General features: G+C 64.2%; 25 protein-coding genes and 1 tRNA gene. 22 read left to right on the top strand and 4 right to left on the bottom strand.

The annotated features are described in order from the left end of the window. Positions 1–37 precede the first annotated feature (37 nt). From HWX69_RS01200 to HWX69_RS01145, 12 genes are all read left to right on the top strand, one after another. Positions 38–793 (top strand): hypothetical protein, encoded by a 756-nt coding sequence (locus HWX69_RS01200; protein ID WP_178915247.1) that lies wholly within the window; start codon positions 38–40, stop codon positions 791–793. Between the two features lie 52 nt (positions 794–845). Continuing rightward, positions 846–2,240: a signal recognition particle protein Srp54 gene (locus HWX69_RS01195; RefSeq protein ID WP_178915246.1), complete on the top strand. Its 1,395-nt coding sequence runs from the start codon at positions 846–848 to the stop codon at positions 2,238–2,240. A 55-nt stretch (positions 2,241–2,295) separates the two neighbouring features. Next, on the top strand, positions 2,296–2,523 hold the full coding sequence (locus HWX69_RS01190; protein ID WP_178915245.1) for a hypothetical protein: 228 nt from the start codon (positions 2,296–2,298) through the stop codon (positions 2,521–2,523). Between the two features lie 48 nt (positions 2,524–2,571). Further along, a complete protein-coding gene (locus HWX69_RS01185; RefSeq protein ID WP_178915244.1) occupies positions 2,572–2,931 on the top strand; it encodes a phosphatidate cytidylyltransferase in 360 nt (119 codons plus the stop codon). A 49-nt stretch (positions 2,932–2,980) separates the two neighbouring features. Further along, positions 2,981–3,505 carry a hypothetical protein gene (locus HWX69_RS01180; RefSeq protein WP_178915243.1) on the top strand — a complete coding sequence of 175 codons (525 nt, stop codon included), beginning with the start codon at positions 2,981–2,983 and terminating at the stop codon, positions 3,503–3,505. Positions 3,506–3,578: 73 nt separating this feature from the next. Beyond that, positions 3,579–4,523 (top strand): alpha/beta hydrolase, encoded by a 945-nt coding sequence (locus HWX69_RS01175; protein WP_178915242.1) that lies wholly within the window; start codon positions 3,579–3,581, stop codon positions 4,521–4,523. 113 nt (positions 4,524–4,636) lie between these two features. Next, entirely contained in the window at positions 4,637–5,935 is a 1,299-nt protein-coding gene (locus HWX69_RS01170) for an ABC transporter substrate-binding protein (protein ID WP_178915241.1), read from the top strand. A 6-nt stretch (positions 5,936–5,941) separates the two neighbouring features. Next, positions 5,942–6,904: a branched-chain amino acid ABC transporter permease gene (locus HWX69_RS01165; RefSeq protein ID WP_178915240.1), complete on the top strand. Its 963-nt coding sequence runs from the start codon at positions 5,942–5,944 to the stop codon at positions 6,902–6,904. Continuing rightward, entirely contained in the window at positions 6,905–8,161 is a 1,257-nt protein-coding gene (locus HWX69_RS01160; protein WP_178915239.1) for a branched-chain amino acid ABC transporter permease, read from the top strand. It begins immediately after the preceding gene. Then, complete coding sequence (locus HWX69_RS01155) at positions 8,154–8,966, top strand: ABC transporter ATP-binding protein (RefSeq protein WP_178915238.1); 813 nt, start codon at positions 8,154–8,156, stop codon at positions 8,964–8,966. The genes HWX69_RS01160 and HWX69_RS01155 overlap by 8 nt, the downstream gene beginning before the upstream one ends. Then, positions 8,963–9,673, top strand: a complete 711-nt coding sequence (locus HWX69_RS01150; protein ID WP_178915237.1) for an ATP-binding cassette domain-containing protein — start codon at positions 8,963–8,965, stop codon at positions 9,671–9,673. Before HWX69_RS01155 ends, HWX69_RS01150 begins: the two co-directional genes overlap by 4 nt. Positions 9,674–9,767: 94 nt before the next feature. Beyond that, positions 9,768–10,604 carry a proline dehydrogenase family protein gene (locus HWX69_RS01145; RefSeq protein WP_178915236.1) on the top strand — a complete coding sequence of 279 codons (837 nt, stop codon included), beginning with the start codon at positions 9,768–9,770 and terminating at the stop codon, positions 10,602–10,604. 4 nt (positions 10,605–10,608) lie between these two features. Here HWX69_RS01145 and HWX69_RS01140 read toward each other — a convergent pair whose 3' ends face one another. Continuing rightward, complete coding sequence (locus tag HWX69_RS01140) at positions 10,609–11,337, bottom strand: helix-turn-helix domain-containing protein (protein ID WP_178915235.1); 729 nt, start codon at positions 11,335–11,337, stop codon at positions 10,609–10,611. Positions 11,338–11,498: 161 nt separating this feature from the next. On the opposite strand from HWX69_RS01140, the gene HWX69_RS01135 reads away from it, so the two are divergent. Both HWX69_RS01135 and HWX69_RS01130 read left to right on the top strand, forming a co-directional pair. Further along, positions 11,499–13,007 carry an aldehyde dehydrogenase family protein gene (locus tag HWX69_RS01135; RefSeq protein WP_178915234.1) on the top strand — a complete coding sequence of 503 codons (1,509 nt, stop codon included), beginning with the start codon at positions 11,499–11,501 and terminating at the stop codon, positions 13,005–13,007. Between the two features lie 216 nt (positions 13,008–13,223). Further along, on the top strand, positions 13,224–14,240 hold the full coding sequence (locus HWX69_RS01130) for a nucleoside recognition protein (protein ID WP_178915233.1): 1,017 nt from the start codon (positions 13,224–13,226) through the stop codon (positions 14,238–14,240). A gap of 51 nt (positions 14,241–14,291) precedes the next feature. On the opposite strand, the gene HWX69_RS01125 is transcribed toward HWX69_RS01130, so the two are convergent. Then, entirely contained in the window at positions 14,292–14,666 is a 375-nt protein-coding gene (locus HWX69_RS01125) for an Hsp20/alpha crystallin family protein (protein WP_178915232.1), read from the bottom strand. 114 nt (positions 14,667–14,780) lie between these two features. Between HWX69_RS01125 and HWX69_RS01120 the strand changes: the two genes are divergently transcribed. From HWX69_RS01120 to HWX69_RS01110, 3 genes are all read left to right on the top strand, one after another. Next, a complete protein-coding gene (locus HWX69_RS01120; RefSeq protein ID WP_178915231.1) occupies positions 14,781–15,860 on the top strand; it encodes a THUMP domain-containing protein in 1,080 nt (359 codons plus the stop codon). Positions 15,861–16,062: 202 nt separating this feature from the next. Continuing rightward, positions 16,063–16,266, top strand: a complete 204-nt coding sequence (locus HWX69_RS01115) for a hypothetical protein (RefSeq protein ID WP_156708463.1) — start codon at positions 16,063–16,065, stop codon at positions 16,264–16,266. A 99-nt stretch (positions 16,267–16,365) separates the two neighbouring features. Next, complete coding sequence (locus HWX69_RS01110; protein ID WP_178915230.1) at positions 16,366–17,427, top strand: molybdopterin-dependent oxidoreductase; 1,062 nt, start codon at positions 16,366–16,368, stop codon at positions 17,425–17,427. On the opposite strand, the gene HWX69_RS01105 is transcribed toward HWX69_RS01110, so the two are convergent. Together HWX69_RS01105 and HWX69_RS01100 are read right to left on the bottom strand one after the other, a co-directional pair. Next, positions 17,411–17,830: an RNA-binding domain-containing protein gene (locus tag HWX69_RS01105; RefSeq protein ID WP_178915229.1), complete on the bottom strand. Its 420-nt coding sequence runs from the start codon at positions 17,828–17,830 to the stop codon at positions 17,411–17,413. The genes HWX69_RS01110 and HWX69_RS01105 overlap by 17 nt on opposite strands. Further along, the gene (locus HWX69_RS01100) at positions 17,827–18,363 is read right to left on the bottom strand and encodes an AAA family ATPase (RefSeq protein ID WP_178915228.1); all 537 of its coding nucleotides are present in this window, start codon (positions 18,361–18,363) and stop codon (positions 17,827–17,829) included. The genes HWX69_RS01105 and HWX69_RS01100 overlap by 4 nt, the downstream gene beginning before the upstream one ends. 84 nt (positions 18,364–18,447) lie before the next feature. Between HWX69_RS01100 and HWX69_RS01095 the strand changes: the two genes are divergently transcribed. The 5 genes from HWX69_RS01095 to HWX69_RS01075 all read left to right on the top strand — a co-directional run bounded on the left by HWX69_RS01095 (position 18,448) and on the right by HWX69_RS01075 (position 22,682). Then, positions 18,448–18,825 (top strand): YccF domain-containing protein, encoded by a 378-nt coding sequence (locus HWX69_RS01095; RefSeq protein WP_178915227.1) that lies wholly within the window; start codon positions 18,448–18,450, stop codon positions 18,823–18,825. A gap of 40 nt (positions 18,826–18,865) precedes the next feature. Next, positions 18,866–18,969, top strand: a tRNA-Arg gene (locus HWX69_RS01090). Positions 18,970–19,679: 710 nt separating this feature from the next. Next, entirely contained in the window at positions 19,680–20,813 is a 1,134-nt protein-coding gene (locus HWX69_RS01085) for a hypothetical protein (protein ID WP_218644645.1), read from the top strand. Positions 20,814–21,880: 1,067 nt separating this feature from the next. Next, positions 21,881–22,225 (top strand): hypothetical protein, encoded by a 345-nt coding sequence (locus HWX69_RS01080; protein WP_178915226.1) that lies wholly within the window; start codon positions 21,881–21,883, stop codon positions 22,223–22,225. Positions 22,226–22,352: 127 nt separating this feature from the next. Further along, positions 22,353–22,682, top strand: coding sequence for a hypothetical protein (locus HWX69_RS01075; protein WP_178915225.1), 330 nt, complete (start codon positions 22,353–22,355; stop codon positions 22,680–22,682). Positions 22,683–22,833 lie beyond the last annotated feature (151 nt).

The raw sequence follows: 22,833 nt of genomic DNA, 5'->3' as shown, positions 1-22,833 counted from the left end.
CCGAACGCTCATTTCGACGGCGGCCGATGCGCCGCGTATGGCCCTCCTCGATTCTCTTCCGTTTGACAGCCCACTTCCATCTCCGACCGTCACGCTGGCGGTGTCGGTGGCCCTGTTCGGCCTCCAGATGGTCGCGATTGGAACGCTCCCCTCGAGACCGGCAGTGGCCGTCGCCGTCGGAACGGCCCTCCTCGGCGGCGCGGCGCTCTTCGTTGCCCTCCGGTTGTACGCGCCGGTTCTTTCGGCCGTCCTCGCCGTCCCGCTCGTGACCATCGAGCTATCGCTGCTCGGCACCGTCGTCCTCCCCGGTGTCCTCGTCGCCGGGGGAGTCGAATACGGGTGTCGGCGACTGCTCGGCCGCAACGAGGTCCGACTGTCGGCGGCGACGGAAGCATCGCTCGCGGCCGGTATCGTCGTCGGTGCGCTGTGGACTGGGATGGTCCACGTGCTCTCACCGGGCGGCGACGATTTCAGCGTCGTCGCGCGGTCGATTGGCGTCGACGGGTACGTCGCGCCACTGGCGGAACTCGCGTTCGTCGCGTTCGGCCCCCTTCTCGTGGTCGGGTTACCAGTCGCGCTCGTCGCTCGATTCGGGTTGCTCTCGCCGCTTCTCTTCGCGGCTGTCGAAGTCGGGTCCTTCCTGTCGGAGCCCTCCGGCGGCGATACGGTCGGGTCGGCAGCGAGTCTCCTGTGGCCCGCCGCGGTGCCGCTGTTGCTCGGCACCGCCGCCATCGAGCTATGGGTACGTCGTGAGGCAGTCCCGGCGCTCGACGCTCGGCTCGCCGGGGGTTGAGGCCGTCGCAACGAACAAAGCCTTTACCGGCTGGGTAGCGTACGGAGTGTAAATGGTACTCGACGACTTGGGCAGTTCCCTCCGGGGAACGCTCGACAAGTTACAGGGCAAGACGACCCTGAGCGAGGACGACGTCGAGGAGATCGTCAAGGAGATTCAACGCTCCCTGCTCTCCGCCGACGTCGACGTCTCGCTCGTGATGGACCTCTCGGACTCCATCCGGGAGCGCGCACTGCAGGAGGAACCGCCGGCCGGCACGACGGCGAAAGACCACGTCCTCAAAATCGTCTACGAGGAGATGGTCGAACTCGTCGGCGAGTCGACCGAACTCCCGCTGGAGGAACAGACCATCATGCTCGCTGGCCTTCAGGGGTCGGGGAAGACCACGAGCGCCGCGAAGATGGCGTGGTGGTTCTCGAAGAAGGGCCTCCGTCCGGCGGTCATCCAGACCGACACCTTCCGCCCCGGCGCCTACGACCAGGCCAAACAGATGTGCGAACGTGCCGAGGTCGACTTCTACGGCGACCCGGACAACGACGACCCCGTCGACATCGCCCGGAAGGGCCTCGAAGCGACGGAAGACGCCGACGTGCGCATCGTCGACACGGCCGGTCGACACGCCCTCGAAGACGACCTCATCGAGGAGTTAGAGCAAATCGAGTCGGTCGTCGACCCCGATCGGAACCTGCTCGTCTTAGACGCCGCAATCGGTCAGGGCGCGAAAGACCAGGCCGAACGGTTCCACGGTTCGGTCGGTATCGACGGCGTGATGATAACGAAACTCGACGGGACGGCGAAAGGTGGCGGCGCCCTCGCCGCCGTCGACCAGACGGATTCCTCGATTGCCTTCCTCGGTACTGGCGAGGAGGTCGGCGACATCGAGCGGTTCGAACCCTCGGGCTTCATCTCCCGACTGCTGGGGATGGGCGACCTCAAACAGCTCTCCGAGCGGGTCGAACGCGCGATGCAGGAGACCCAAGAGGAGGAAGACTGGGACCCCGAGGACTTGATGAAAGGGGAGTTCACCCTGAAGGACATGCGGAACCAGATGAACGCGATGAACAAGATGGGCCCGCTCGACCAGGTGATGGACATGATTCCGGGGCTGGGCGGCGGCATCAAGGACCAACTCCCCGACGATGCGATGGACATGACCCAGGACCGTCTCCGGGACTTCGATGTCATCATGGATTCGATGACCGAGAACGAACTGGAGAACCCCCGCTCCATCGGTCAGAGCCAAATCGAGCGCATCGCCCGCGGTTCCGGGAAGGACGAGGAGACCATCCGTGAGTTGCTCGAACAGCACAAGATGATGAGCCGGATGATGAAGCAGTTCCAGGGGATGGGCGACGGCGACATGCAGCGGATGATGAAACAGATGCAGGGCGGCGGCGGTGGCGGCGGTGGCGGCGGCCTCGGCGGGATGGGGCCGTTCGGCGACTGAAGCGTTCTGATTCGGCGGCCACGGTTTCAAGTCGTCGCCGTCCGAAACGCGGTTCGTGTTGGATTCCGACGTAGACCGAATCAGGAGCGACCGCCTCCGGTCGTTCCTCGAAGAACGAAAGCAGGACGCCGAGGCCGAGCGAGTCGACGCGATAGCGGACGACCGGCTGGATGCGGCCACCGAGCGAACCGCCGAAATCGAGGCCTACGAGGCGGTGTTGGACTATCTCGACGCCCACTTCGAGGAAGGAGATTCCCGAGGGCTCTCCGAGATTCGGGAGTGAGGGGGCTCACACGGCAAACGATTAGTGGTCACGCGGCCACCTCCGTTCATGCCGCTGTCTACGCCCTTCGGTCGGGCGAGTGTGTATCGACTGGTCGTCCTCGTCGTCTTCCTCGCCGTCGTCGGCCTCGCCGTCTCCTTCAGCGACGAACCGCTGGAGCCGACGTTCGTCGCGATGAGCGTCCTCGTCGCCGCGTACCTCCTCGCCAGTGCCTTCGATTCGGTCCGTAATCACCCGCTTTTCAACGTCGCCAACGCGGCGTGGCTGACCGTCGTGTTCGCGCTGTGGCACGTCTCGACCGACGGGAGCATCGTCGTACTCGCCTTTGTTGTCCTCTCGGCCGCCGGCACCGTCGTCGAGGCGTACAACTACCGCAACGACACGTCGTATCTCCGCATCGATTTCTGAGGCCGCTTCCTGAAGAAAATACTTACCGCTTGATAGAAATGTGGCAGGTGTGCGCCGCCGCCAACTCCTCCGTGCGCTCCCGGTCGGGGGTACCCTGTCTCTCGCCGGGTGTCTCGACCGTGCTCGCTCGACGGTCGGAGCCTATCCCGACGTTTCGACGTTGGACTCCGACCAAGCGTCGCTCCGACTGATGTGGCTGTTCGACGAACTCGACGCCGGGACGGTTCCCGACGGGGAGACCGTCGAACTGCTCGCCGTCGGCTCGGGCGATGATTCTCACTGGGTCACCGTCGCGGCCGAAACCGACGACCCCGTCGAGACGACGGTCACTATCGAAGTCGCCGACGGCGAGAAACTCTACGAGACGACCGTTTCGGTCTCCAATTCGGCGTATCTCGGTATTCGGTTCGCCTTCCGCGCCCGCTATCGGGTCCACGTCCGTTCGGAGCGCCACGAGACGACTGTGGAGGTATCCGAGGAGCGAATCGACTGCAACGACTCGAACTTCGCGGTTCTCCTCGCTGCCGACGGGTCGGTCCGCTCCCGTGGGGCCACGACCAACATGGCGTGTTGAGGCGACGGGGTTGACTTCCAGCCGTATCTGCGGCGGCACATAGGCTCAAGTGTCCGCGCGAAAACAGGATGGCATGGCAGACGAACCCAATCCACAGCTACAGCCCATCCTCGACATGGTCAACCAGACGCCGGCGCTCGAAGAGGTCGGCGTCGAGGGTGCCCGCCAACAGTTCGACGCCGTCGCGGATTTCACGCCCTCCTACGAGGTGTACGACGAGTACGACACCACCGTCGCCGGTGCGACCGGCGAGTTAGACGCCCGCGTCTACCAGCCCGGCGAGGGCGACCGGCCGATTCTCGCGTACTTCCACGGCGGCGGCTTCGTCGTCGGCGGACTCGACACCCACGACAACGTCTGTCAGAAACTGGCCGAGGAGAGCGGCTGGACGGTCGTCTCCGTCGATTACCGGCTGGCGCCGGAAGACCCCTTCCCCGCGGCGCTGGAGGACGCCTACGCCGCCACCGAGTACGTCGACGAAAACCCCGAGGCGTTCGGCGGGGACGGCACGCTCGCGGTCGGCGGCGACAGCGCCGGCGCGAACCTCTCGGCGGGCGTCTCGCTGATGGCCCGTGACGCCGAACTCGACGTGACGGACGACGTTGTGGGGCCGGACATCGCCCACCAGGTGCTGTTCTACCCCGTCTGTGGGTCGCCGTTCGAGGAGTACGAGAGCCGCGAGGAGAACGCCGAGGGGTACTTCCTCGAACGCGAGACGATGGAGTGGTTCCAGGACCAGTACGTCCAGTCGCCGGTCCACTCCCGAAACGAGTACCTCGCCCCACTTCTGGCCGACGACCTCTCGGGGCTGCCGCCGGCGACGGTCGTCACCGCCGGTTTCGACCCGCTTCGGGACGAGGGCGACGCCTACGCCGAGGCGCTGGAGGACGCCGGCAACGAAGTGTTCCACGCCCAGTACGACGACATGATTCACGGCTTCGTCCAACTTCTCGGCTTCGTCGACGCCGCCGAGGACGCGATTCGGGTCGCATCCGATGGCCTCGACGCCGTCCGCTGAGTATCGGGACTCGTCGCCTCTGCCGGCCGATGGGAGGGTAATTCTCCGATGGACCTACCATGGTCGGTAGCGGGTTAACCCCCATGGTGCCGTTACCTCTCCAGTAGACGCCCATGAGAGAGGATATCACGAACTGGATGGATCGGCGGAGTGTACTGAAAGCGACGGGTGCGGCAGGGTTGGTGTCGCTGGCCGGCTGTGTCAGCACGACCGACGACGAGGGTAACGGCAACGGTAACGGCAACGGCAACGGCGACGACGGCAACGGTAATGGAAACGGCGACGGCGGCAGCGACGACCCTTACACTATCGGGATGGTCGACGCCCTCACCGGCTCGCTGTCGGCGTTCGGCGAGCGGAACCAACGAGGCAAGGACCTCGCACTCGAACGAGTCAACGACGCCGGTATCGACGGTCGTGAACTCGACATCGTCGTCGAGGACTCGGAAGGCCAGAGTCAAGGCGGCGTCTCCGCCGCCCAGAAACTCGTCAACCAGGACTCGGTGCCGTTCCTCATCGGCGCCGTCGGCTCCGGGGTGTCGCTGGCCATCTACGAGAGCGTCATCGAGGGCACCGACGTGGTGCAGTTGAGCCAGAACTCCACGGGGCTGAACCTCACGGAGTTCCCCGGTCTGCTTCGGATGTCGCCGACCGGCCGCACCCAGTCGGTGGCGCTGGCGGACATCATCGAAGAGGACGGCTACGACGAGGTGGCGATTACCTACGTCAACAACGACTACGGTCAGAGCCTCACCGACGCCTTCGTCGAGGCCTACGACGGGGAAGTCGTCTACAACACGCCCCACGACCAAGAACAGCAGTCGTATTCGAGCGTCGTCTCCGAGATGGACGGCTCCGGGGCCGACGCGTGGCTGTTCGTCACCTATCAGGCGGAGTTCGCGACGATGGTCAACGAGGCGTTCTCCAGCGGCTACGAGGCGCAGCTCTACGGCGCCGACTCCGTCTCCGGCGACAACGTCTTAGAGAACACGCCGGAGGGCAGCATGGACGGCATGAAAATCGTCGTCCCCTCGGCGCCCGTCGAACAGGAGAACTACCAGGAGTTCGCCTCCGCCTTCGAGTCGGAGTACGGCGAACAGCCGACCGCGTGGTCCGCCTACGCCTACGACTGTGTCGTCACCGCGGCGCTGTCGATTCAGGCCGCAGACGAGTTCACCGGCGCGGCGCTCCAGGAGACGGTCCGCGACGTAACGCGCCCCGAGGGCGAGCAGGTGACTACCTTCGAGGCAGCAAGCCAGATTCTCGCCGACGGTGGCGGCCCATCCGACGTCGACTATCAGGGCGTCAGCGGCCCCATCGACTTCGACGAGAACGGTGACCCCGTCGGGTTCCTGCAGATTCTCACCGTCGAGGACCACGACTACGTCGGAACCGGCTTCATCGAGTCCTAACGACCGATGCCGCTTCTGGAATATCTGGCGAACGGACTCGTCTTCAGCAGTATCATCGTCCTCGGGAGCATCGGCCTGTCGCTGATATACAGCATCGCCGGGTTCGCGAACTTCGCTCACGGCGATACGATGACCGTCGGTGCCTACGCCGCACTGGTGACGTTCGGCGCTGTCGGCGGCCTCGGCGGGGCCGTTCTCGGACTTCCGTACGGCTTCTTCGTCGCGTTACTCGTCGGCCTCTCGGCGGCGGTCGTCGTCGCGTTGGTGACCGAGCGGTTCGTGTACAAACCGCTCGACGTGGGCTCTATCGGCCTGCTCATCACCTCCATCGGCGTCGCCTTCGTCTACCGCGCGCTGGTGCAGATTCGCTTCGGCGCCGACTTCACCCGCTACGGGATTCAGGCGGTCAGACCCATCGAGGCGTTCGTCCCCTACGGCATCCGGGTGACCGTCCACGACGTGGCCATCGTCATCTCGGCGGTCGTACTCGTCACGGGGCTCCACGTCCTGTTGCAGCACACCGACCTCGGTCGGAAGATGCGCGCGATGGCCGACAACCCCGACCTCGCACGCGTCAGTGGCATCCGGACGAACCGCATCAAACTGCTGGCGTGGGTCATCGGCGCCGGACTCGCCGGTGCCGGCGGCGTGTTCTTGGGGCTGTTCAACCAACTGGCGCCGCGGATGGGATTCAACCTCCTGCTGTTGATTTTCGCGGCCGTCATCCTCGGTGGCATCGGGTCGGTGTACGGCGCGATGCTCGGCGGCTTCCTCATCGGGATGATAAACCAGTTGACGCCGATTCTCTCCGATATCCGGCTGCTCACCGACTTCGGAGCGTACCTCCCGTACGTCCCCGACTCCGTCGGCATCACAATCGGCATCGAGTACGCGAACGCCATCGCGTTCGTCATTATGGTCGCGGTGTTGCTCGTTCGACCGAACGGCATCGCCGGGGAGGCGGTCTGAATGGCCGACGCATCCACCGACGGGGAGGAACCCCCGGCGGCCGACGCCGATGCGGAAGACGACCCCGGCTACTGGGCGTCGCTCACCGTCGCCGAGAAGGGCGTCGTCGCCTTCATCGCGCTGTTCGGCGCGCTGCTCGTCGTCGGCCTCGTGACCGGCGGCCTCGGTCCCGCGTACTTCCTCTACATCGTCGGTCTAGCGGGGATGTACGCGCTGTTGTCCTTCGGCCTGAACGCACAGTGGGGCTTTACCGGCCTCATCAACTTCAGCGTCGCCGCGTTCTTCGGCATCGGCGCCTACGGCGCGGCGCTGATGAGCGGCAGCACCTCGCCGCTGGCCGGCGGGTTCAACCCGATATACGGCCTCGTCGTCGCCCTCGTCGCGGCGGCGGTACTCGCAGTCATTATCGGCATTCCCACGCTTCGACTCCGAGCGGACTACCTCGCCATCGCCTCGCTCGGCCTCGCGGAGGTCGTCCGCCTCGTCGTCCTCAACCAGCGGGAGTGGACCAACGGCAGCGCGGGCGTCCGCGGCATTCCGAGTTTCTTCGAGGGCTGGCCGGTGTTATCGACGTTCCCGCAGGTGATGCCGGGACTGGAAATCGTCGTGATTCCGGGGTCGCCGATTCGACTCGGCACCTCATTCTGGAGCGCGCTGTTGAACGTCGCGCTGGTGCTGGTCTTCGTCGGCGTCAGCTACTTCGTTCTCAAACGCGCCCACCGCTCGCCGTGGGGTCGCGTCCTGCGGACCATCCGCTCCGACGAGGACCTCGCGCGAGCGCTCGGGAAGAACACCTACTCGTTCAAGATGCAGTCGTTCGTCCTCGGGAGCCTCATCATGGCGCTCGCGGGCGTCTTCTACGCGCATCTGAACCTCTTCGTCAGCCCCGGCGACCTCGACCCCATCACGACGTTCTACGTCTGGGTCGCGGTCATTCTCGGCGGCAGCGGCTCCAACCGTGGAGCGGTGTTCGGCGGCGTCCTCGTCGTCACCATCCGGGAGGGGACTCGATTCCTCAACGAAATTCAGGTCCCGGTCGGCATCTCGCCGGTCCGGTTCGCCGAACTTCCCATCGACCCCGCACCGATGCGCCTGCTGCTCATCGGCGTCATCATCATCCTCGTCATGCGGTTCCGACCGCAGGGCGTGTTGCCGCCACAGCGGGAGTTGATATGGCCGAGTTCCGTCGACGATTCGACCCCGAAGACGCCGAAATCCGGCGTCCGCGAATCGAAAGCAGGTGATACCGATGAGTGAAAGCGAGTTCGAATTCGACGACGATTCCGAGACATCGGCCGACAACGTCGTGTTGCGCGTCGACGACCTCCAGAAACGCTTCGGCGGTCTCGTCGCCACCGACCACGCGACCTTCGAGGTCGAACGCGGCACGATTACGGGGCTCATCGGTCCCAACGGCGCCGGCAAGTCGACCATCTTCAACCTCATTTCGGGGTTTTACGAACCCGACGGCGGCACCGTCGAGGTCAACGGCGTCGACGTGACCGGCGCCGAACCGTATCAGGTCGCCGACCACGGTCTCATCCGGACGTTCCAGACGCCGCGGAAACTGGAGGGGATGACGGTCCGGGAGGCGATGCTCGTCGGGCCGCGGAACCAACCCGGCGAGTCGTTCATCAAACTGTTCACCTCCCCAGGCGAGGTCGGCGAGCACGAATCGAAGAGCCTCGCCGACGCCCAGCGCATCCTCGAGGAGTTCGAACTCGACCATCTGGCGACCCAGCCGGCGACGGACATCTCCGGCGGCCAGATGAAGTTGGTCGAGTTGGCGCGGGCGATGCTGGCTGAACCGGAAGTGCTGCTGCTCGACGAACCCGTCGCGGGCGTCAATCCGACGCTCCGGAAGGACCTCGCCGAGCAGATTCGCCGACTCAACGAGCAGGGGACGACGTTCCTGCTCATCGAACACGACATGGAGTTCGTGATGAATCTCGCGGACCCGGTCATCGTCCTCGACCAGGGCAGCGTCCTGATGGAGGGGCCACCCCAGCGGGTCCAGAGCGACCCACGCGTCATCGAGGCGTACCTCGGAGGTGGCGCGTGAGCGACCACGTGCTGTCGCTGTCGGGCGTCGACAGCGGCTACGGCGAGGTGCAGGTCCTCGACGACCTGACGATGCACCTCGACGCGGGCGAAATCGTCTGTCTCGTCGGTCCCAACGGCGCCGGTAAGTCGACCGTCCTCAAGACGGCGTTCGGCCTGCTGACACCGTGGGAGGGGACCGTCGACTTCCACGGTCGCGACATCGGCGGGATGGCCCCCGAGGACATCGTCCGGGAGGGCATCGGCTACGTCCCCCAGACCGACAACGTCTTCGGGTCGCTGACAATCGACGAGAACCTCCGGATGGGCGGGGTCGCCCGCTCGGAGGGGCTCGACGAAGTAATCGGAAACCTCTACGAGCGGTTCCCGATACTCGACGAGAAACGAGGCGCGAAGGCACGGACGCTGTCGGGCGGCCAACGGCAGGTGTTGGCCTTCGCCCGCGCGCTCGTGATGGAACCCGACGTGTTGCTCATCGACGAGCCGTCGGCCGGTCTCGCACCGAACACCGCCGACGAGGTGTTCGAGGACGTCGTCGCCGTCAACGAACTGGACACGGCCATCCTGATGGTCGAGCAGAACGCGACGAAGGGGCTGAACATCTCCGACCGCGGCTACGTCCTCGACCAGGGGACCGTCGCCTACGAGGGCACCGCCGACGGCCTCCTCGACAACGAGGAGGTGTCGAAACTGTACCTCGGCGGCTGAGGCGACGGCCGAGGAGGCGGCTTATTTTCTCACAAATCCGACCGAATCGTATGGTAGGGTGGGGGTTGACCCCGAAACGACACTACCCTCGAGTATGCTACCCCCCATCGCGAGCAACTTCGTCGCCGGCGAGGACGCCGCGACGGCCATCGACCACATCCGGGACTGCAACGCCGACGGCGTCGCCGGCATCCTCAATCTCCTCGGCGAACACTACGAGACGCGGGCGGATGCCGATGCCGACACGCGGGCCTACGTCGATTTGATTCACGACATCGACGAGGCGGGCGTCGACGCCTGCGTCTCGGTGAAACCGTCCCAAATCGGCCTCGACGTGGGCGAAGAGGCCTTCCGTGAGAACCTCGCGACTATCGTCGACGCCGGCCAACAGCGGGACTGTTTCGTCTGGATAGACATGGAGGACCACACGACGACCGACGTGACTCTCGACGCCTTCGAACACCACGCCCGCGAGACAGACGGCGACGTGGGCGTCTGCGTGCAGGCCAACCTCAAGCGGACTCGGGAGGACCTCCAGCGGCTGGCCGAACTCCCCGGAAAGGTGCGACTGGTGAAGGGCGCCTACGACGAACCGAAGGAGATCGCCCACAAGGGCGGCGAGGCGGTCGATGCCGCCTACCGGGACTGTATCGAGTTCGCCTTCCGGGAGTTCGACGACGGGGTCGCGGTCGGCAGCCACGACCCCGCGATGCTCGAGTACGCCGCCGAGATGCACGACGAATACGGCACCCCCTACGAGGTGCAGATGCTGATGGGCGTCCGGGAGTCGGCCCAGCGTGACCTCGCCGGCGACGTGCCGGTGTATCAGTACGTCCCCTACGGTAACAAGTGGTTCTCGTATTTCTACCGACGGATTCGGGAGCGGAAGTCGAACGCGCTGTTCGCGCTGCGGGCCATCGTCGGCCGGTGAGCGGCTACTCGTGGGCCTGGGGGTCGAGTAGTTTCGCCTCCGCCTTCCGGAGGTGTTCGAGTAGCGTCGTCTTCGAAACGTCGAGTTCCGCCGCGAGGTCGCGCGTCGAGACGCCGCGGGGCCACTCGTAGTAGCCCCGCTCGCGTGCGAGTTCGAACACGTCGCGTTGGGTCGGCGTCAGGGCATCGAGTCGGCGCTGTCGCTCCGGGCGTCGGGCATCGCCGGAGGTGATTCGCTCGACGGTGACCTCCGCGCCGGCATCGGTGCGGACGCCATCCAGAGCCGATTCGATGTCGGCGCGTTCGTTGGCGAAACTCACCTGCCAGTACTCCCGGCCGTCCTCGATGCGGACGGGTTCGCTGTGGACGAAGCCGTGTTGGAGCAACACGGGACACACCATGTCGCTCGGGTCGTACTCGAGGAAGAACTCCCGGACGACATTGCCGGGGGCGGCGTGGCCCGACCCGAACCGCTCCTGTAACTCCAGCAGTTCGCCGCTGTGTGGGGAGTCCTCGATGGCGGCGAGCAGTTCTTCCAGTTCCTCGGTACTGTCCGCGAAGGCGGTGAACAGCCCGTTGACGGAGTCGGTTGCGACGTTGGCCTTCGGCGTGTTGTATATCGCGTGTGCCAAGACGCCGCCCGATGTCTTCTCGGTCGCCTCTATCGCCCAGCAGTTCGGATGCCACAGATCCAGCGTGAGTCGCGTGCCGGTCCCCGGCTGTGCCTGGCCCATCATGCTCAGTTCGTACGCAGAGAATAAGACGCTGTCTTCCGTCGAAGGTCACCCGACCATGGTCGGAAGCGGTGGCCGCTCGCGGCACCGATGCGGTCGGTTTCGGCAGGGCTGACCATGGTCGGGGTGGGGTATTCTGCCGTCCGTACGGACGTTGGTGTATGGAGTCACACGCACACTACATCGACGGCGAGTGGGTCGAGGGAGAAGAGACGTTCGTAAGCGAAAACCCGGCGACTGGAGAGTCACTCGGTGCGTTCCCTCGGGGGACCGAGGAGGATGTCGCGACGGCCGTCGACGCCGCCGCCGACGCCTTCGAGGAGTGGCGCGAACTCTCCTACCCCAACCGCGCGGAGTACCTCTGGGACGTCTACGAGGAACTGAAGGCGCGGACGGACGAACTCGGCGAACTCGTCACCCGTGAGTGTGGCAAGGAAATAAGCGAGGGTCGGGCGGACATCGTCGAGGCGGCCCACATGGTCGAGTGGGCGGCAGGCAACGGACGCCACCCTCACGGCGACGTGGTGCCCTCCGAAATCGCGGCGAAAGACGCCTACATGCGCCGGAGTCCCCGCGGCGTCGTCGGCTGTATCACGCCGTGGAACTTCCCCATCGCCATCCCGTTTTGGCACATGGCGGTCGCGTTGGTCGAGGGCAACACGGTCGTCTGGAAACCCGCCGAACAGACGCCGAAGTGTGCCCACGCCATCGCGGAGCTGATGGTCGACGCCGGGATTCCCGACGGCGTGTTCAACATGGTTCAGGGATTCGGCGACGCCGGCGCCGCCATCGTCGACAGCGACATCGAGACGGTGCTGTTCACGGGCAGCGCGGAGGTCGGCCACGGCATCGCCGACACGGTCGGCGGCACGCCCGGCAAACTCGCCGCCTGCGAGATGGGCGGCAAGAACGCCGTCGTCGTCACCGAACACGCCGACCTCGACCTCGCGGTGCCCGCGGCGGTGCTGTCGAGTTTCAAGACGACCGGCCAGCGCTGTGTGTCGAGTGAGCGACTCATCGTTCACACCGACGTGTACGACGAGTTCAAGGAGCGCTTCGTCGCCGCCGTCGAGAAAGTCGCCGTCGGTGATCCCCTCGACGAGGGGACGTTCATGGGGCCGCTCATCGAACCCGAGCACCGCGAGAAGGTTCGCAAGTACAACGACCTCGCCCGCGAGGAGGGCGTCGAGGTGCTGGTCGACCGAACCGACCTCGGTGACGAGGAGATTCCCGACGGCCACGAGGACGGCCACTGGGTCGGCCCGTTCGTCTACGAGACGCCGTACGATCCGGATCTCCGGTGTATCCACGAGGAAGTGTTCGGTCCCCACGTCGCGCTCATCGAGTACGACGGCGACATCGAACGCGCCGTCGAACTCCAGAACGCGACGCCGTACGGCCTCGCGGGGTCGATAATCAGCGAGGACTACCGGCAAATCAACTACTACCGCGACCACGCGGAACTCGGTCTGGCCTACGGGAACCTCCCGTGTATCGGCGCGGAGGTACAGTTGCCGTTCGGCGGCGTGAAGAAATCCGGCAACGGCTACCCCTCCGCTCGCGAAATCATCGAGGCGGTCACCGAGCGGACGGCGTGGACGCTGAACAACTCCAAGGACATCGAGATGGCACAGGGCCTCTCCGCGGATATCAAGGTGGAGGAGGAGTGATGGCAATCTCGACGGAAGTCCTCGCTTGCCTCCGGTGTTCGGCGCCGACCGTCGACGCCGGTGGGAGCCGACACTGTCCCGCCTGTGGCTGGCGAGAGTGCGACGGCGCGGACTGATACGGGTCGTTGTAACGGACTACAACTGTCCGTATTGGGTCCCGGCGCGCTCCACCCGAAACGCAACCGTTTCCACCGCCCCGCCCCTGTTTCTACTCGAATGGCCCCCGGCATCGGTTCACTACTCGTCGGCGACGTGTTGCCGCGAGTGCTCACCATCGCCGTCGCCATCGCGGGTGGGGTTACCTTCGCGAACCTGCTCGTCGCCTTCGGCGTCATCGATTACATCGCGACGCTGTCGCGGCCGCTGACCGGCCCCGCGAACCTTCCCGACGAGGTCGGCGGCGCCATCATCACGACGGCCGCCTCGACGACGGCCGGCTACGGCATGCTCGCGGAGTACCGCGATTCCGGGTTGCTCGACGACCGTGCGACGCTCGTCGCCGTCACCATCAACACGTTCTTCGGCTTCGTTCAGCACATCTTCACCTTCTATGCGCCCGTCCTGATTCCGATTCTCGGACTCCGGGTCGGCCTGCTGTACGTCGGCGCGCGTGCCGGCGTCGCACTCGCGATTACGCTCACCGGCGTCGCGCTGGGGGCCCTGTTGCTCTCGGCGAAGAACGTCGACCCCGAGGCGATGACGGGCGGCGAGAGTGACGGCGAGGCCACTCCCGACGCGCGAGCAGACGGTGGAAAGAGCGACGACGGGCCGCCCGAGACGACGCGGGGGAAACTCCTCGACGCCGGCCGCTCCGGCGTCGAGAAGACGTGGGACATCCTCCCCCGACTCGTCGTCGTCTACACCCTCGTCGTCCTGTTGACGACGTACTACGACCTCGAAGCGCTGACCGGTGGCGCCGCCGACCCGCTGGCGACGCTGACGGGCCTGCCCGCCGCGGCCGTCCCCGTCATCGTCGTCTACGCCTTCGACACCACGAGCGGCGCAATCACCATCGCCCCGCTCATCGAGGACGGCGTCTTCACCGCCCGAACCGCCGTCGCGACGATGCTGCTCGGCGGCATCGTCTCCTTCACCGTCTCGACGTTCAAGCGGTCGATTCCCTTCCAGTTTGGCATCTGGGGGACGGAGTTCGGCACGAAAGTCGTCGTCGTGAACACGACGCTGAAGGTGGTGTGGATTGCCGTCGCGTTGGCGTTGCTACTGGCGGTTTGAGGCTCAAAAAACAGCGAATTCCGAACGCTACGGAGCCGACCGTTCGTTTGGTCAGCTCTCGATGGGGATGGCCTCGCCGGGGGCGGTGCCCTCGGCGATGGGGATGGTCACTTCGAGGACGCCGTTGGTGTACTCGGCTTCGATGTCGGCGTCGACGACCCGCTTGGGCAGGCGGAACGACCGATAGTACCGCTTCCGCCGTCTGCGGTCGTCGTCGGTGTGGTCGGCGGCGACGTAGAGTCGGCCGTCGTCCCAGCGGAGGTCGATGTCCTCGGGGTCGAAGCCGGGCATCTCGACGCTGAGGACGAAAGCGTCCTCCTGTTCGTACAGTTCGAAGCCATCCTCGCTCCCGTCCGTTCCGAACAGGCGAGACGGGAGACCGAGGTCACTCGTCCACGAACCTGACGGTGTGGTCGGGAATGCCATCTTGGAACACCTCCACTCGACGGTATGTGCGCGCTTCGAAATAAATTTTTCGGAGGTTTATTAACCGCCTTCGCTCTCGCTGCCCTTTTGACTCCGCCGGCCGTAGCCCCGGTCGTGGAACTCCTCGCGACGACCAACGGCGGGCTCGAGACGATTGCTGGTGACGAAATCGCCGAACTCATCGGTGCCGACACCGACAGACACCACCGTGGCGTCGTCGCGTTCAGTGGAAACCAATCCGACGTTTACGACCTCCACTACCGCTCGCGGACCTGCCACCGAATCATGGAGGTGCTCGTCGATGCGCCGGTCGCGGAACTCGAAGATGTCTACGATCGCACGCGGGAAGCCGATATCGTCACCCACCTCCCTTTTGCCGATTTCGGGGTCGTCGGCACCCGACACGGCAGCCACGAGTTTACGAGCGTCGACGTGGCCGAACGGGTCGGACAGGCCGTCATCGACGACTACCGCGAGTCGACCGGCGACCGCCTCCCCGTCGATTTGGACGACCCGACCGTGCGGCTGGAGGCGTACCTATACGACGACCGGTTCACGCTGGCAATCGATTTGAGCGGCGAATCGCTGCACAAACGGCCGTATCGAGTCTGTGAACACGACGCGCCGCTGCGCTCGACGTTCGCCTACTCGATGCTCCGAATTGCGGGCTACGAGGCCGACGACCGGCTAATCGACCCGATGGCGGGGGCGGCGACGATTCCAATCGAGGCGGCGCTGGCGGCGACCGACCGGATTCCCTATCCGGGATTCGAACCGGCGTTCGACGCACTGCCGCGCTACGACGGCGAGGCCTTCGAAGAGCGGCGGGCCGCCCACGAACCAGTCGATGCCGACCCCGACATCGAGGCCCGAGAAATACGGGCGCGGTGGCGACGCTGTGGGCGCGTCAATCGCGACGCGGCGGGCGTCGAGTGCGTCGATATCGTCGAAGCCGACGCCCGGGAGGCGACGCTCGACGCCGACTGCGTCGTCACGAACCTCCCGTTCGGCATCCGGGTCAGCGAGGACCTCCGAGAGCTGTATTCGGCGTTTGCCGACCGCCTCCGTGAGGGCTCCGTCGACCGCTGTGTCGCGCTGACGACGAAACCCGAACTGATGCCGCTGGAACCGGTCGAACGCTACGACGTTCCCTACGGCCGCCTCGAGGCCACTGTCGCCGTCTACGAACCCTGAACGGCCTCCGAGCACCGCTCTACTGGACGACTGTTGACAATTACAGCCGCTGTTCGATACCTTTATGAACAATCGTGTTATACAGCGAAGTACATGCGAAACGCTGCCCGCGTCCGTGGTTCGCAACTCCTCCTTGTAGGCGTACATTGCTGATTCTCCGGTCCGACCGCACCGCCTTCGACCGCACTTTCAAACCCTACAAATGAGCACCGAACCCCGATCCGACGCCCAGCCGATGACCGACGCCCGAACGACAGCAATCACCGCCCGTGGCCGCAGCGACCCGTGGGCCGACGAGGACGCGACGCCGTCGCTTACCGCCGCCCGCGCACCGCGACAGTTCGAGCCGACCGTCCGGGAGCGACTTCGCAACCTCATGGACGACGAGAACGCCTACTGTAGCTGAACTCCCGTTTCTCGACGCTTTCCGCCTCGCCCGCACAGCGACTGCACAGCGAGCAGCCGGACGGACAAGACGCTTGCCCGTCCAGTTCCAACACACGGTATGGACCGTCCGACGTGGCTGAGCGCACCGAACGCCCGCGTCGTCGACGCGTCGCTGCTCATTGGCGTCGCCTTCGTCGTCACCACCGGCGTCGTCAGCCTCTACTCCGGCCGCCCGAGTCGGGCGTGGGTGTTTCTCACCCACGGCGTCGGTGGCCTCGTCGTGGCGGCACTCGTCACACTCAAACTCGCCCGGGTCCGCCGTCGACTTCGCGGCGCTGCCGAAAGCGCCGTCGTCGCCCTCTCCGCACTGCTCGCCGTCGTCACTGCCGCTGCCCTCACAAGCGGCGTCGCGTGGGTGTTCGGTGCATCGCTCGACCTCGGCCCGTGGGGACTGCTCAACCTCCACATCGGCCTCGGATTGCTCGTCGTTCCCCTACTCGTCGCCCACCTCTACTGGCGGTTCGGCCTCCCGTCGAGTGCCGACTTCGAGGGCCGCCGGACCGCGTTGCGTTACACCGCCCTCGTCGTCGCCGGCGCGGCCACCTACCGACTGCAGAGTGCGGCCAACGCCGCACTCGAAACGGCCGGCAGCCAGCGGCGATTCACCGGCTCCCGTGAGGAGGGAAGCGACGACGGCAACGGCTTTCCAGTCACGAGTTGGGTTGCCGACAGCCCCGCGCCACTCGACCGCGAGACGTGGTCGCTCTCCGTCGACGGGGCGGTTGCCGACTCCCTCGACCTCGACTACGACGACCTCGCTCGCGACGAACGGCGGGCACTCCTCGACTGTACCAGCGGCTGGTACTCCGAACACGACTGGCAGGGCATCGCCGTCGACGAACTGCTCGACGCCGCCGGTCCCGAAGCCGACGCCGAGTGGGTGTCGTTCCGTTCTGTGACCGGCTATCGCTGGAGTCTCCCCATCGAGGAGGCTCGAGAGGTGCTGTTGGCGACCCACGTCGATGGCGAGGAACTCAGCCACGGCCACGGCTTCCCGCTACGGTTGGTCGCCCCCGGCAGACGCGGCTTTCAGTGGGTGAAGTGGGTCGAGGAAGTCCGAGTGACGCGCCGCCGTGACCACAGCGAGCGGCTGGCGATTTTCGTCAGCGGCTTTCGGTAGCGTCGACCGGCCGGCCGTCCTCCGTCGGCGGTGCGACGTGGTCGATGAACGACTCCACGTCGGGCTCTTTCACTCGAACGCGGACGTGAATCTCGCCGAGTTCGCTCCCCTCGCCGACGGCGAAGTTGACCGCTCCGCGGAAGGCAGCCTGTTTCTTCAACTCGAAACTGAAGGTGTCGCCCTCCTGTCCGGCGAAGAACTGCCCGCGGGCGGTGTCGAGGATAGCCTGCTCGTGGAGGCGCTCCGAGAGGTGGTCCAGCGAGTGACACGTCGCCAGCAGTTCGCCGGGGTGTGACTCGATTTCGGCCTCCGGGAAGAGGTTGTGTATAGCGTCGGCCACCCGATCGGTCACTTCGGTGTCGTTGACCGGTGCCGTAATCTGGACGTCGATGCTGTATATCATTGTAGTACCTCCCGAACCTGCGTTCGGAACTCCTCCAGCGTCCCCGTGTTCTCGATGGTGATGTCGGCGCGCGCCATCGCCTCGTCGAGGCCAAACCCCAACTCGCGTTCGTCGCGGGCGGCGAGGCTCTCGCCGTCCCCGTCGACCTTGTCCCGGCCACGTTCGCCGATGCGTTGCTCGCGGAGTTCGAACGGCGCCTCGACGCTCACGAGGACGAACGCCTCGCCGAAGCGCTCCTCGAAGGCGTCGACCTCCACGCCCGAGCGGATGCCGTCGACGAGGACGGTGTCGGCGTTCTCCAGTGCCTCCTCGATGTGGGGCAGTGACTCTTCGGCGATGGCCGCCGGGCCGTTCTCCTCGCGGAGCGCCTGGGCGATTTCGCCGTGGTGTTCGGCGGGGTCCAGCCCGCGGTTGCGACACTCCGCGCGGATGACATCGCCCATCGTCACGACCGGGATGTCGAGTGACTCGGCGACGGCGGCGAACTCGCCTTTGCCGCTGCCGGCCAACCCGACGGTTCCGATGACTCGCATTCACCCCGAGATACCCCCCTGTCGGGCTTGAAGGCTTTGCTCGGCGGCCGTCACGCTCATCCCCCAGCGTCGCCTACCCCAACCATGTCCGAACGCTCGTTTCTCACCCGCGCGCTGTGGTTCGTCTTCATCGGCTGGTGGCTCACGCCCGTCCTCGTCAACGCCGCGTGGCTGCTGGGACTCACCGTGATTCTGCTCCCCATCTCGGTGAAGCTCATCAACCTCGTCCCGACGGCGCTGACACTGAAGACGCCCAACTCGACGCTTGACCCCGACAGCGCCCGCGGTCAGCACAACCTCCTCGTGCGGGCGCTGTACTTCGTCTTCGTCGGCTGGTGGCTCAGTTTCCTGTGGGCCAACGTCGCGAACCTGCTGGCAGTGTCGATTATCGGCTTGCCGGTCGCGATTTGGATGCTGCATCGGCTGCCGTTCGTGCTGTCGCTGTATCGGTACGACGGCTGATTCGCACCGTTTTTGAGGTGGGGTCCGCTATTCGACGGTAGGGCACGTAGCTCAGCTAGGATAGAGCGTCGGACTTCTATCCGCACCGGGCTTGCGGTGTGGGAAGCCATCCGACGGCCGTGGGTTCGAATCCCACCGTGCTCGTCCCGAAACCTTCGGTTTCGTACTTCGTCTTAGAGTCCCGTCTGAAGCCTGCTACTGCGTATATTCTCGTGGTTCTCGCATTCCCCAATTCGCTCTGATTTCGGAGTTCGTCAAGCCTCTGAACGGACCCCTTCGCTTGCCCTCGGTTTTCATTGTCGGGTTTACGGGCATTCGTCTTCACTCTCCGTGGCGAAATTCTCCCACCCACCCGCTCTCCCACCCTGTAAGGACCAGAGCGGGGCCCTTGTGGTCCCCGTCGGTCCGTGGCGGTGTTCCGGCCGTCCGGCCACCCGCTCCGAGCGAGGTAGAGAGAGGGAGGCTTGTCGACGAGCGAGCGACCTTTAGGAGCGTTGCGAGGAGATCGGCCGCGGACGCCAACCGCGGCCGACCGAACGACCGGCCGGAAGCGGCCCCCCTCCCATGGGGGGCCGACCCGGAAGACCGAGCGCAGGCTCTCGACCGGAGGGAGAGAGCCAGCGAGTTGCGGGGCGGGGGCGGTTGCGGTGAGTGACCAATCTTCTATTCACGGTTCGCACGCACCAGATTGGGAGTCCCACTCTCGGCCTTCCAAGACTAACCCGTCAGACCCACAGAGACAGTCTAATAACCGCGATTCTAGCGAACGTCTAGACCAACGTACTCGCTGGTGGAAACGAAAAAACGCTATTGTAGATGATTTCATCGCAGATCATCCCGGCTCTCATCGCCCGGTGTCGGTCGTAGAGTCAACGACACTCCGCGAAGACGCCTCGCGCGGCGCTGATGGCGGTCACCGCTCTAAGTCTTGGTCGACTGTCTTACGAGAGTTCCTCGGCTGGTACAACGACTACCGATGGATGCACCTGCGGTTTCGAGACCCCGACGGCGACCTCGTGCGTGCCCCAATGCTGAACTCGCATACCCCCGCGTACGGAGACATCTACTACGCGAAGCTGAAGGCGCTCGAACGGCAGGTGCTTCAGAAGTTCAAAAACCCGCACGTCGTGATGCTGACGCTGACCGGCTCGACGAAAAACGGCGCTGGCGGTCCCCGCTGTCCGGCCGACCACCTGCGGGACGTGGTAGACCCCTTCGAGAACAACGTGCGGCCGGCGCTGCATCGCTCGCTCGACGTTGCCCGCTGGGAGTACGCCAAAGTCATCGAACACCACAACAGCGGCTACGGCCACATGCACGTCGCGGTGTTCGTCGACGGCGAAGTCTCCGAAGCGGACTTTCGACCGGCGATAGACGCGCATCTGAAACACTGCGACATCGCCCACCGGGACGCCCACGACTACCACCACCTGGAGGAGGACCGGCGGCCGATTTCGGTGAACCGAGTCGACCCGGATGTGGACCCGAACGCCGACGACGTGGAGGCGGTGAGTAACCTCGGGTCCTACATCGCGGAGTACATCGGTTCTTATGGCGAGGAGTTGTTCGACCGGTCGCTGGCGGAACTCGCCTTCCGGTCGGTGTGCTGGGCGACCGGAACCCAGCGCGTGACGTTCTCGACAGGCTCCCGAGAGTTGATTGACGCCGAGTTACCCGACGATGAAACCGGCGAGGACGGTCCCGTCGAACCGTCACACTTCGCGCCGGGAACGACCGCCGAAGATATCGAGAAGGCGGCGACGGACCCCGACCGAAGCGTCTCGAAACACCTGCAAGGTGGGCCGGACGGCTGGTCGCTCGACGGTGTTGGTGTCGTCGATGAGCGCGGCGAGAGCCGCCACGACGTGGAGAACGTCGGGGTGTCGTACGTCCAAATCGACGGTGCGGAACACCTCGACCCGCCGAATCCGCAGCCGCCCGACCGCCCCAGACGCCGGACGGCTGATACAGACCTCAACGACTACTGAGCGGTGCGGTCGTGACGGCGGCGAAGCCGCCGGAACACACGCGCAAGAGGCCCGGCAGGGAGATGGGTGACCCGTAAGCCCTCAATCATGAGGAATGCCCCCCGGAGGCGCGAACTCGCCCGGCACGAAACGAGTGAGGGTGGAGTTCGCAATTCTCGTCGATTAAGCCGACCCGCAGCGGAGCGAGGACCGGAAGCAATCATCGACGAGAAACGGGAACGGAAAGCGGAGCGGCCCGATTGAGTCTCGCGCCCGGTGAGCTCGCGGAGGCGGGCGGAACCGGAATGTTTGAGGGTGCGGAACGCGCCCGATCTCCCCGCCCGGCCCGCGCCTGCGGTGCGTCCCGCCAGTAGTCCGCAGTTCTGCCGACTCTGTTGAGTTTCTATTTGTTAGACACCATTATCCGTGAAATAGCCGTTACATAAGACTGCCCACGTACCGTAGACGATTGCTATTTCTGGATAGACTTGATTATGTGAGTAGCACCAATTCAACCAGGAGGAATATCCATCCCCACAAAACGATACCTGTGAGAACAGTCAATAATTGAGTCTGGAGCGAGAAGCCAGAATCGGCAGAATCGGTGCGTCCATCTTGTGCGAAGCGAGAGCCAGAACGGAACAGCAATTCGTTTATCGGACTGGCTGCTCTCATTTTCCGGCCCCACCCTGCCACGATCGCCCACAACACCGACATCACGATAGTGAGACCGAAGATGATATTCCCGAATACGAACCCGGATGCCTCACTCACTAGATAGAGCCCGGCAAGGCAAATCGTGGGGATAATCAGGCCGAATAGCGGTATCCCGAAATGGACATCCCTGACGAATTTGACAGCCATTGAATCACCTTCCCAGATAATTCACAACGCATAAATAAAAAACTATCTCCCGAACGCCCACTTTAAAACCAGTAACCTCAAAAATTCTGTGCTAAATATTTCAAACTCGAAGATAGTAGTTGAATCTCTCCCGAGAGTACAACAACCACGCTTTTCGTAGTAGAACATGCGTCTACGTGTCTATTCACCGAAAGTATTTACGGAATTTCCACCACGTTCGGTCTATGCCCTCAATCTCGCGCCGGAAGGCGCTTCGAGGACTGTCGGTCGGTCTCTGCGGAGCACTCACTGCCGGGTGTGTCAACCCGTACGGTCAATCGAGGAATGATTGGTATGTGTATGCGGCTCTCGACTCTGGCGACCATGAAGAATGGAAAATCACCGAGTATAGCCACGAACAGGTGCAGACTAACGACTTTGCCCGAGAGCTCGTTCCGAAAGCTGCTGAAACTGGCTCTGCGAGAAAACATGCTTCTGACGCCGGCAAAGACGCGATAGACGACCTCCCAACGCGATATATCAGCTACGAACAAGAACTTGTACGTATGGAGATGATACATGAAGATTGAAGACGCTTCTCACAGCGACTGAGGTGACCACTCAATCGAAAAAGCGTTCATTTGAATCGGCTGATTCACCCCATGCCTTGGAGTACTTGCTAGAAAATATTTATCGGTAGTGTGTCTGGCGAAATCTATGAAACGACGGAGAGTGCTTCAGGCAGGCGGAGTCGTTATCGGGAGTTCATTCTCTGGATGTGGGATGTTCTCCGCTGCTGAAAACAAGTATGTTGTTGCTCGTGTTGTGGATGAAGAGCCTCCAGACGAGGAAATCACGGATTACAGTAACGAACACGTACAGGCGAACGAGTATGCCCGTGAATTAGTGCCAGAAGCAGTCAATGGAGGTGGGTACGCAGAACGCCGAGTTTCGAATGGAGAGGCCAACCCGATTGGCGACCTTCCAACGGGATACATAGCGTATGAAGACGATGTCGTGAGAATGTTGATTCGGACGTTAGAATAACGCGAGCTATCACGGCCACCTATATCCGGACCCGCTCCTCGCTCTTCCATCTCTACCGTTAGCTGGTAGTTCTGTGTCGCGGGATCTGTGGTAGAAGCGATTGTAAAGATTCCAGACTAAGTACGCCGTAGGACTCGGTCAATAGAGGTGC

Source organism: Natronomonas gomsonensis (assembly GCF_013391635.1).
Taxonomy (GTDB): domain Archaea; phylum Halobacteriota; class Halobacteria; order Halobacteriales; family Haloarculaceae; genus Natronomonas; species Natronomonas gomsonensis_A.
This window is presented reverse-complemented; position numbering and strand designations above follow the sequence as displayed.

Bases quoted from the DNA above. Each gene is read 5' to 3' on its own strand.
- HWX69_RS01200 (WP_178915247.1), top strand. From the start codon at position 38: ATGGCCCTCCTCGATTCTCTTCCGTTTGACAGCCCACTTCCATCTCCG.
- HWX69_RS01195 (WP_178915246.1), top strand. From the start codon at position 846: ATGGTACTCGACGACTTGGGCAGTTCCCTCCGGGGAACGCTCGACAAG.
- HWX69_RS01185 (WP_178915244.1), top strand. From the start codon at position 2,572: ATGCCGCTGTCTACGCCCTTCGGTCGGGCGAGTGTGTATCGACTGGTC.
- HWX69_RS01175 (WP_178915242.1), top strand. From the start codon at position 3,579: ATGGCAGACGAACCCAATCCACAGCTACAGCCCATCCTCGACATGGTC.
- HWX69_RS01170 (WP_178915241.1), top strand. From the start codon at position 4,637: ATGAGAGAGGATATCACGAACTGGATGGATCGGCGGAGTGTACTGAAA.
- HWX69_RS01165 (WP_178915240.1), top strand. From the start codon at position 5,942: ATGCCGCTTCTGGAATATCTGGCGAACGGACTCGTCTTCAGCAGTATC.
- HWX69_RS01160 (WP_178915239.1), top strand. From the start codon at position 6,905: ATGGCCGACGCATCCACCGACGGGGAGGAACCCCCGGCGGCCGACGCC.
- HWX69_RS01155 (WP_178915238.1), top strand. From the start codon at position 8,154: ATGAGTGAAAGCGAGTTCGAATTCGACGACGATTCCGAGACATCGGCC.
- HWX69_RS01145 (WP_178915236.1), top strand. From the start codon at position 9,768: ATGCTACCCCCCATCGCGAGCAACTTCGTCGCCGGCGAGGACGCCGCG.
- HWX69_RS01140 (WP_178915235.1), bottom strand. From the start codon at position 11,337: ATGGGCCAGGCACAGCCGGGGACCGGCACGCGACTCACGCTGGATCTG.
- HWX69_RS01135 (WP_178915234.1), top strand. From the start codon at position 11,499: ATGGAGTCACACGCACACTACATCGACGGCGAGTGGGTCGAGGGAGAA.
- HWX69_RS01130 (WP_178915233.1), top strand. From the start codon at position 13,224: ATGGCCCCCGGCATCGGTTCACTACTCGTCGGCGACGTGTTGCCGCGA.
- HWX69_RS01125 (WP_178915232.1), bottom strand. From the start codon at position 14,666: ATGGCATTCCCGACCACACCGTCAGGTTCGTGGACGAGTGACCTCGGT.
- HWX69_RS01115 (WP_156708463.1), top strand. From the start codon at position 16,063: ATGAGCACCGAACCCCGATCCGACGCCCAGCCGATGACCGACGCCCGA.
- HWX69_RS01110 (WP_178915230.1), top strand. From the start codon at position 16,366: ATGGACCGTCCGACGTGGCTGAGCGCACCGAACGCCCGCGTCGTCGAC.
- HWX69_RS01105 (WP_178915229.1), bottom strand. From the start codon at position 17,830: ATGATATACAGCATCGACGTCCAGATTACGGCACCGGTCAACGACACC.
- HWX69_RS01100 (WP_178915228.1), bottom strand. From the start codon at position 18,363: ATGCGAGTCATCGGAACCGTCGGGTTGGCCGGCAGCGGCAAAGGCGAG.
- HWX69_RS01095 (WP_178915227.1), top strand. From the start codon at position 18,448: ATGTCCGAACGCTCGTTTCTCACCCGCGCGCTGTGGTTCGTCTTCATC.
- HWX69_RS01080 (WP_178915226.1), top strand. From the start codon at position 21,881: ATGCCCTCAATCTCGCGCCGGAAGGCGCTTCGAGGACTGTCGGTCGGT.
- HWX69_RS01075 (WP_178915225.1), top strand. From the start codon at position 22,353: ATGAAACGACGGAGAGTGCTTCAGGCAGGCGGAGTCGTTATCGGGAGT.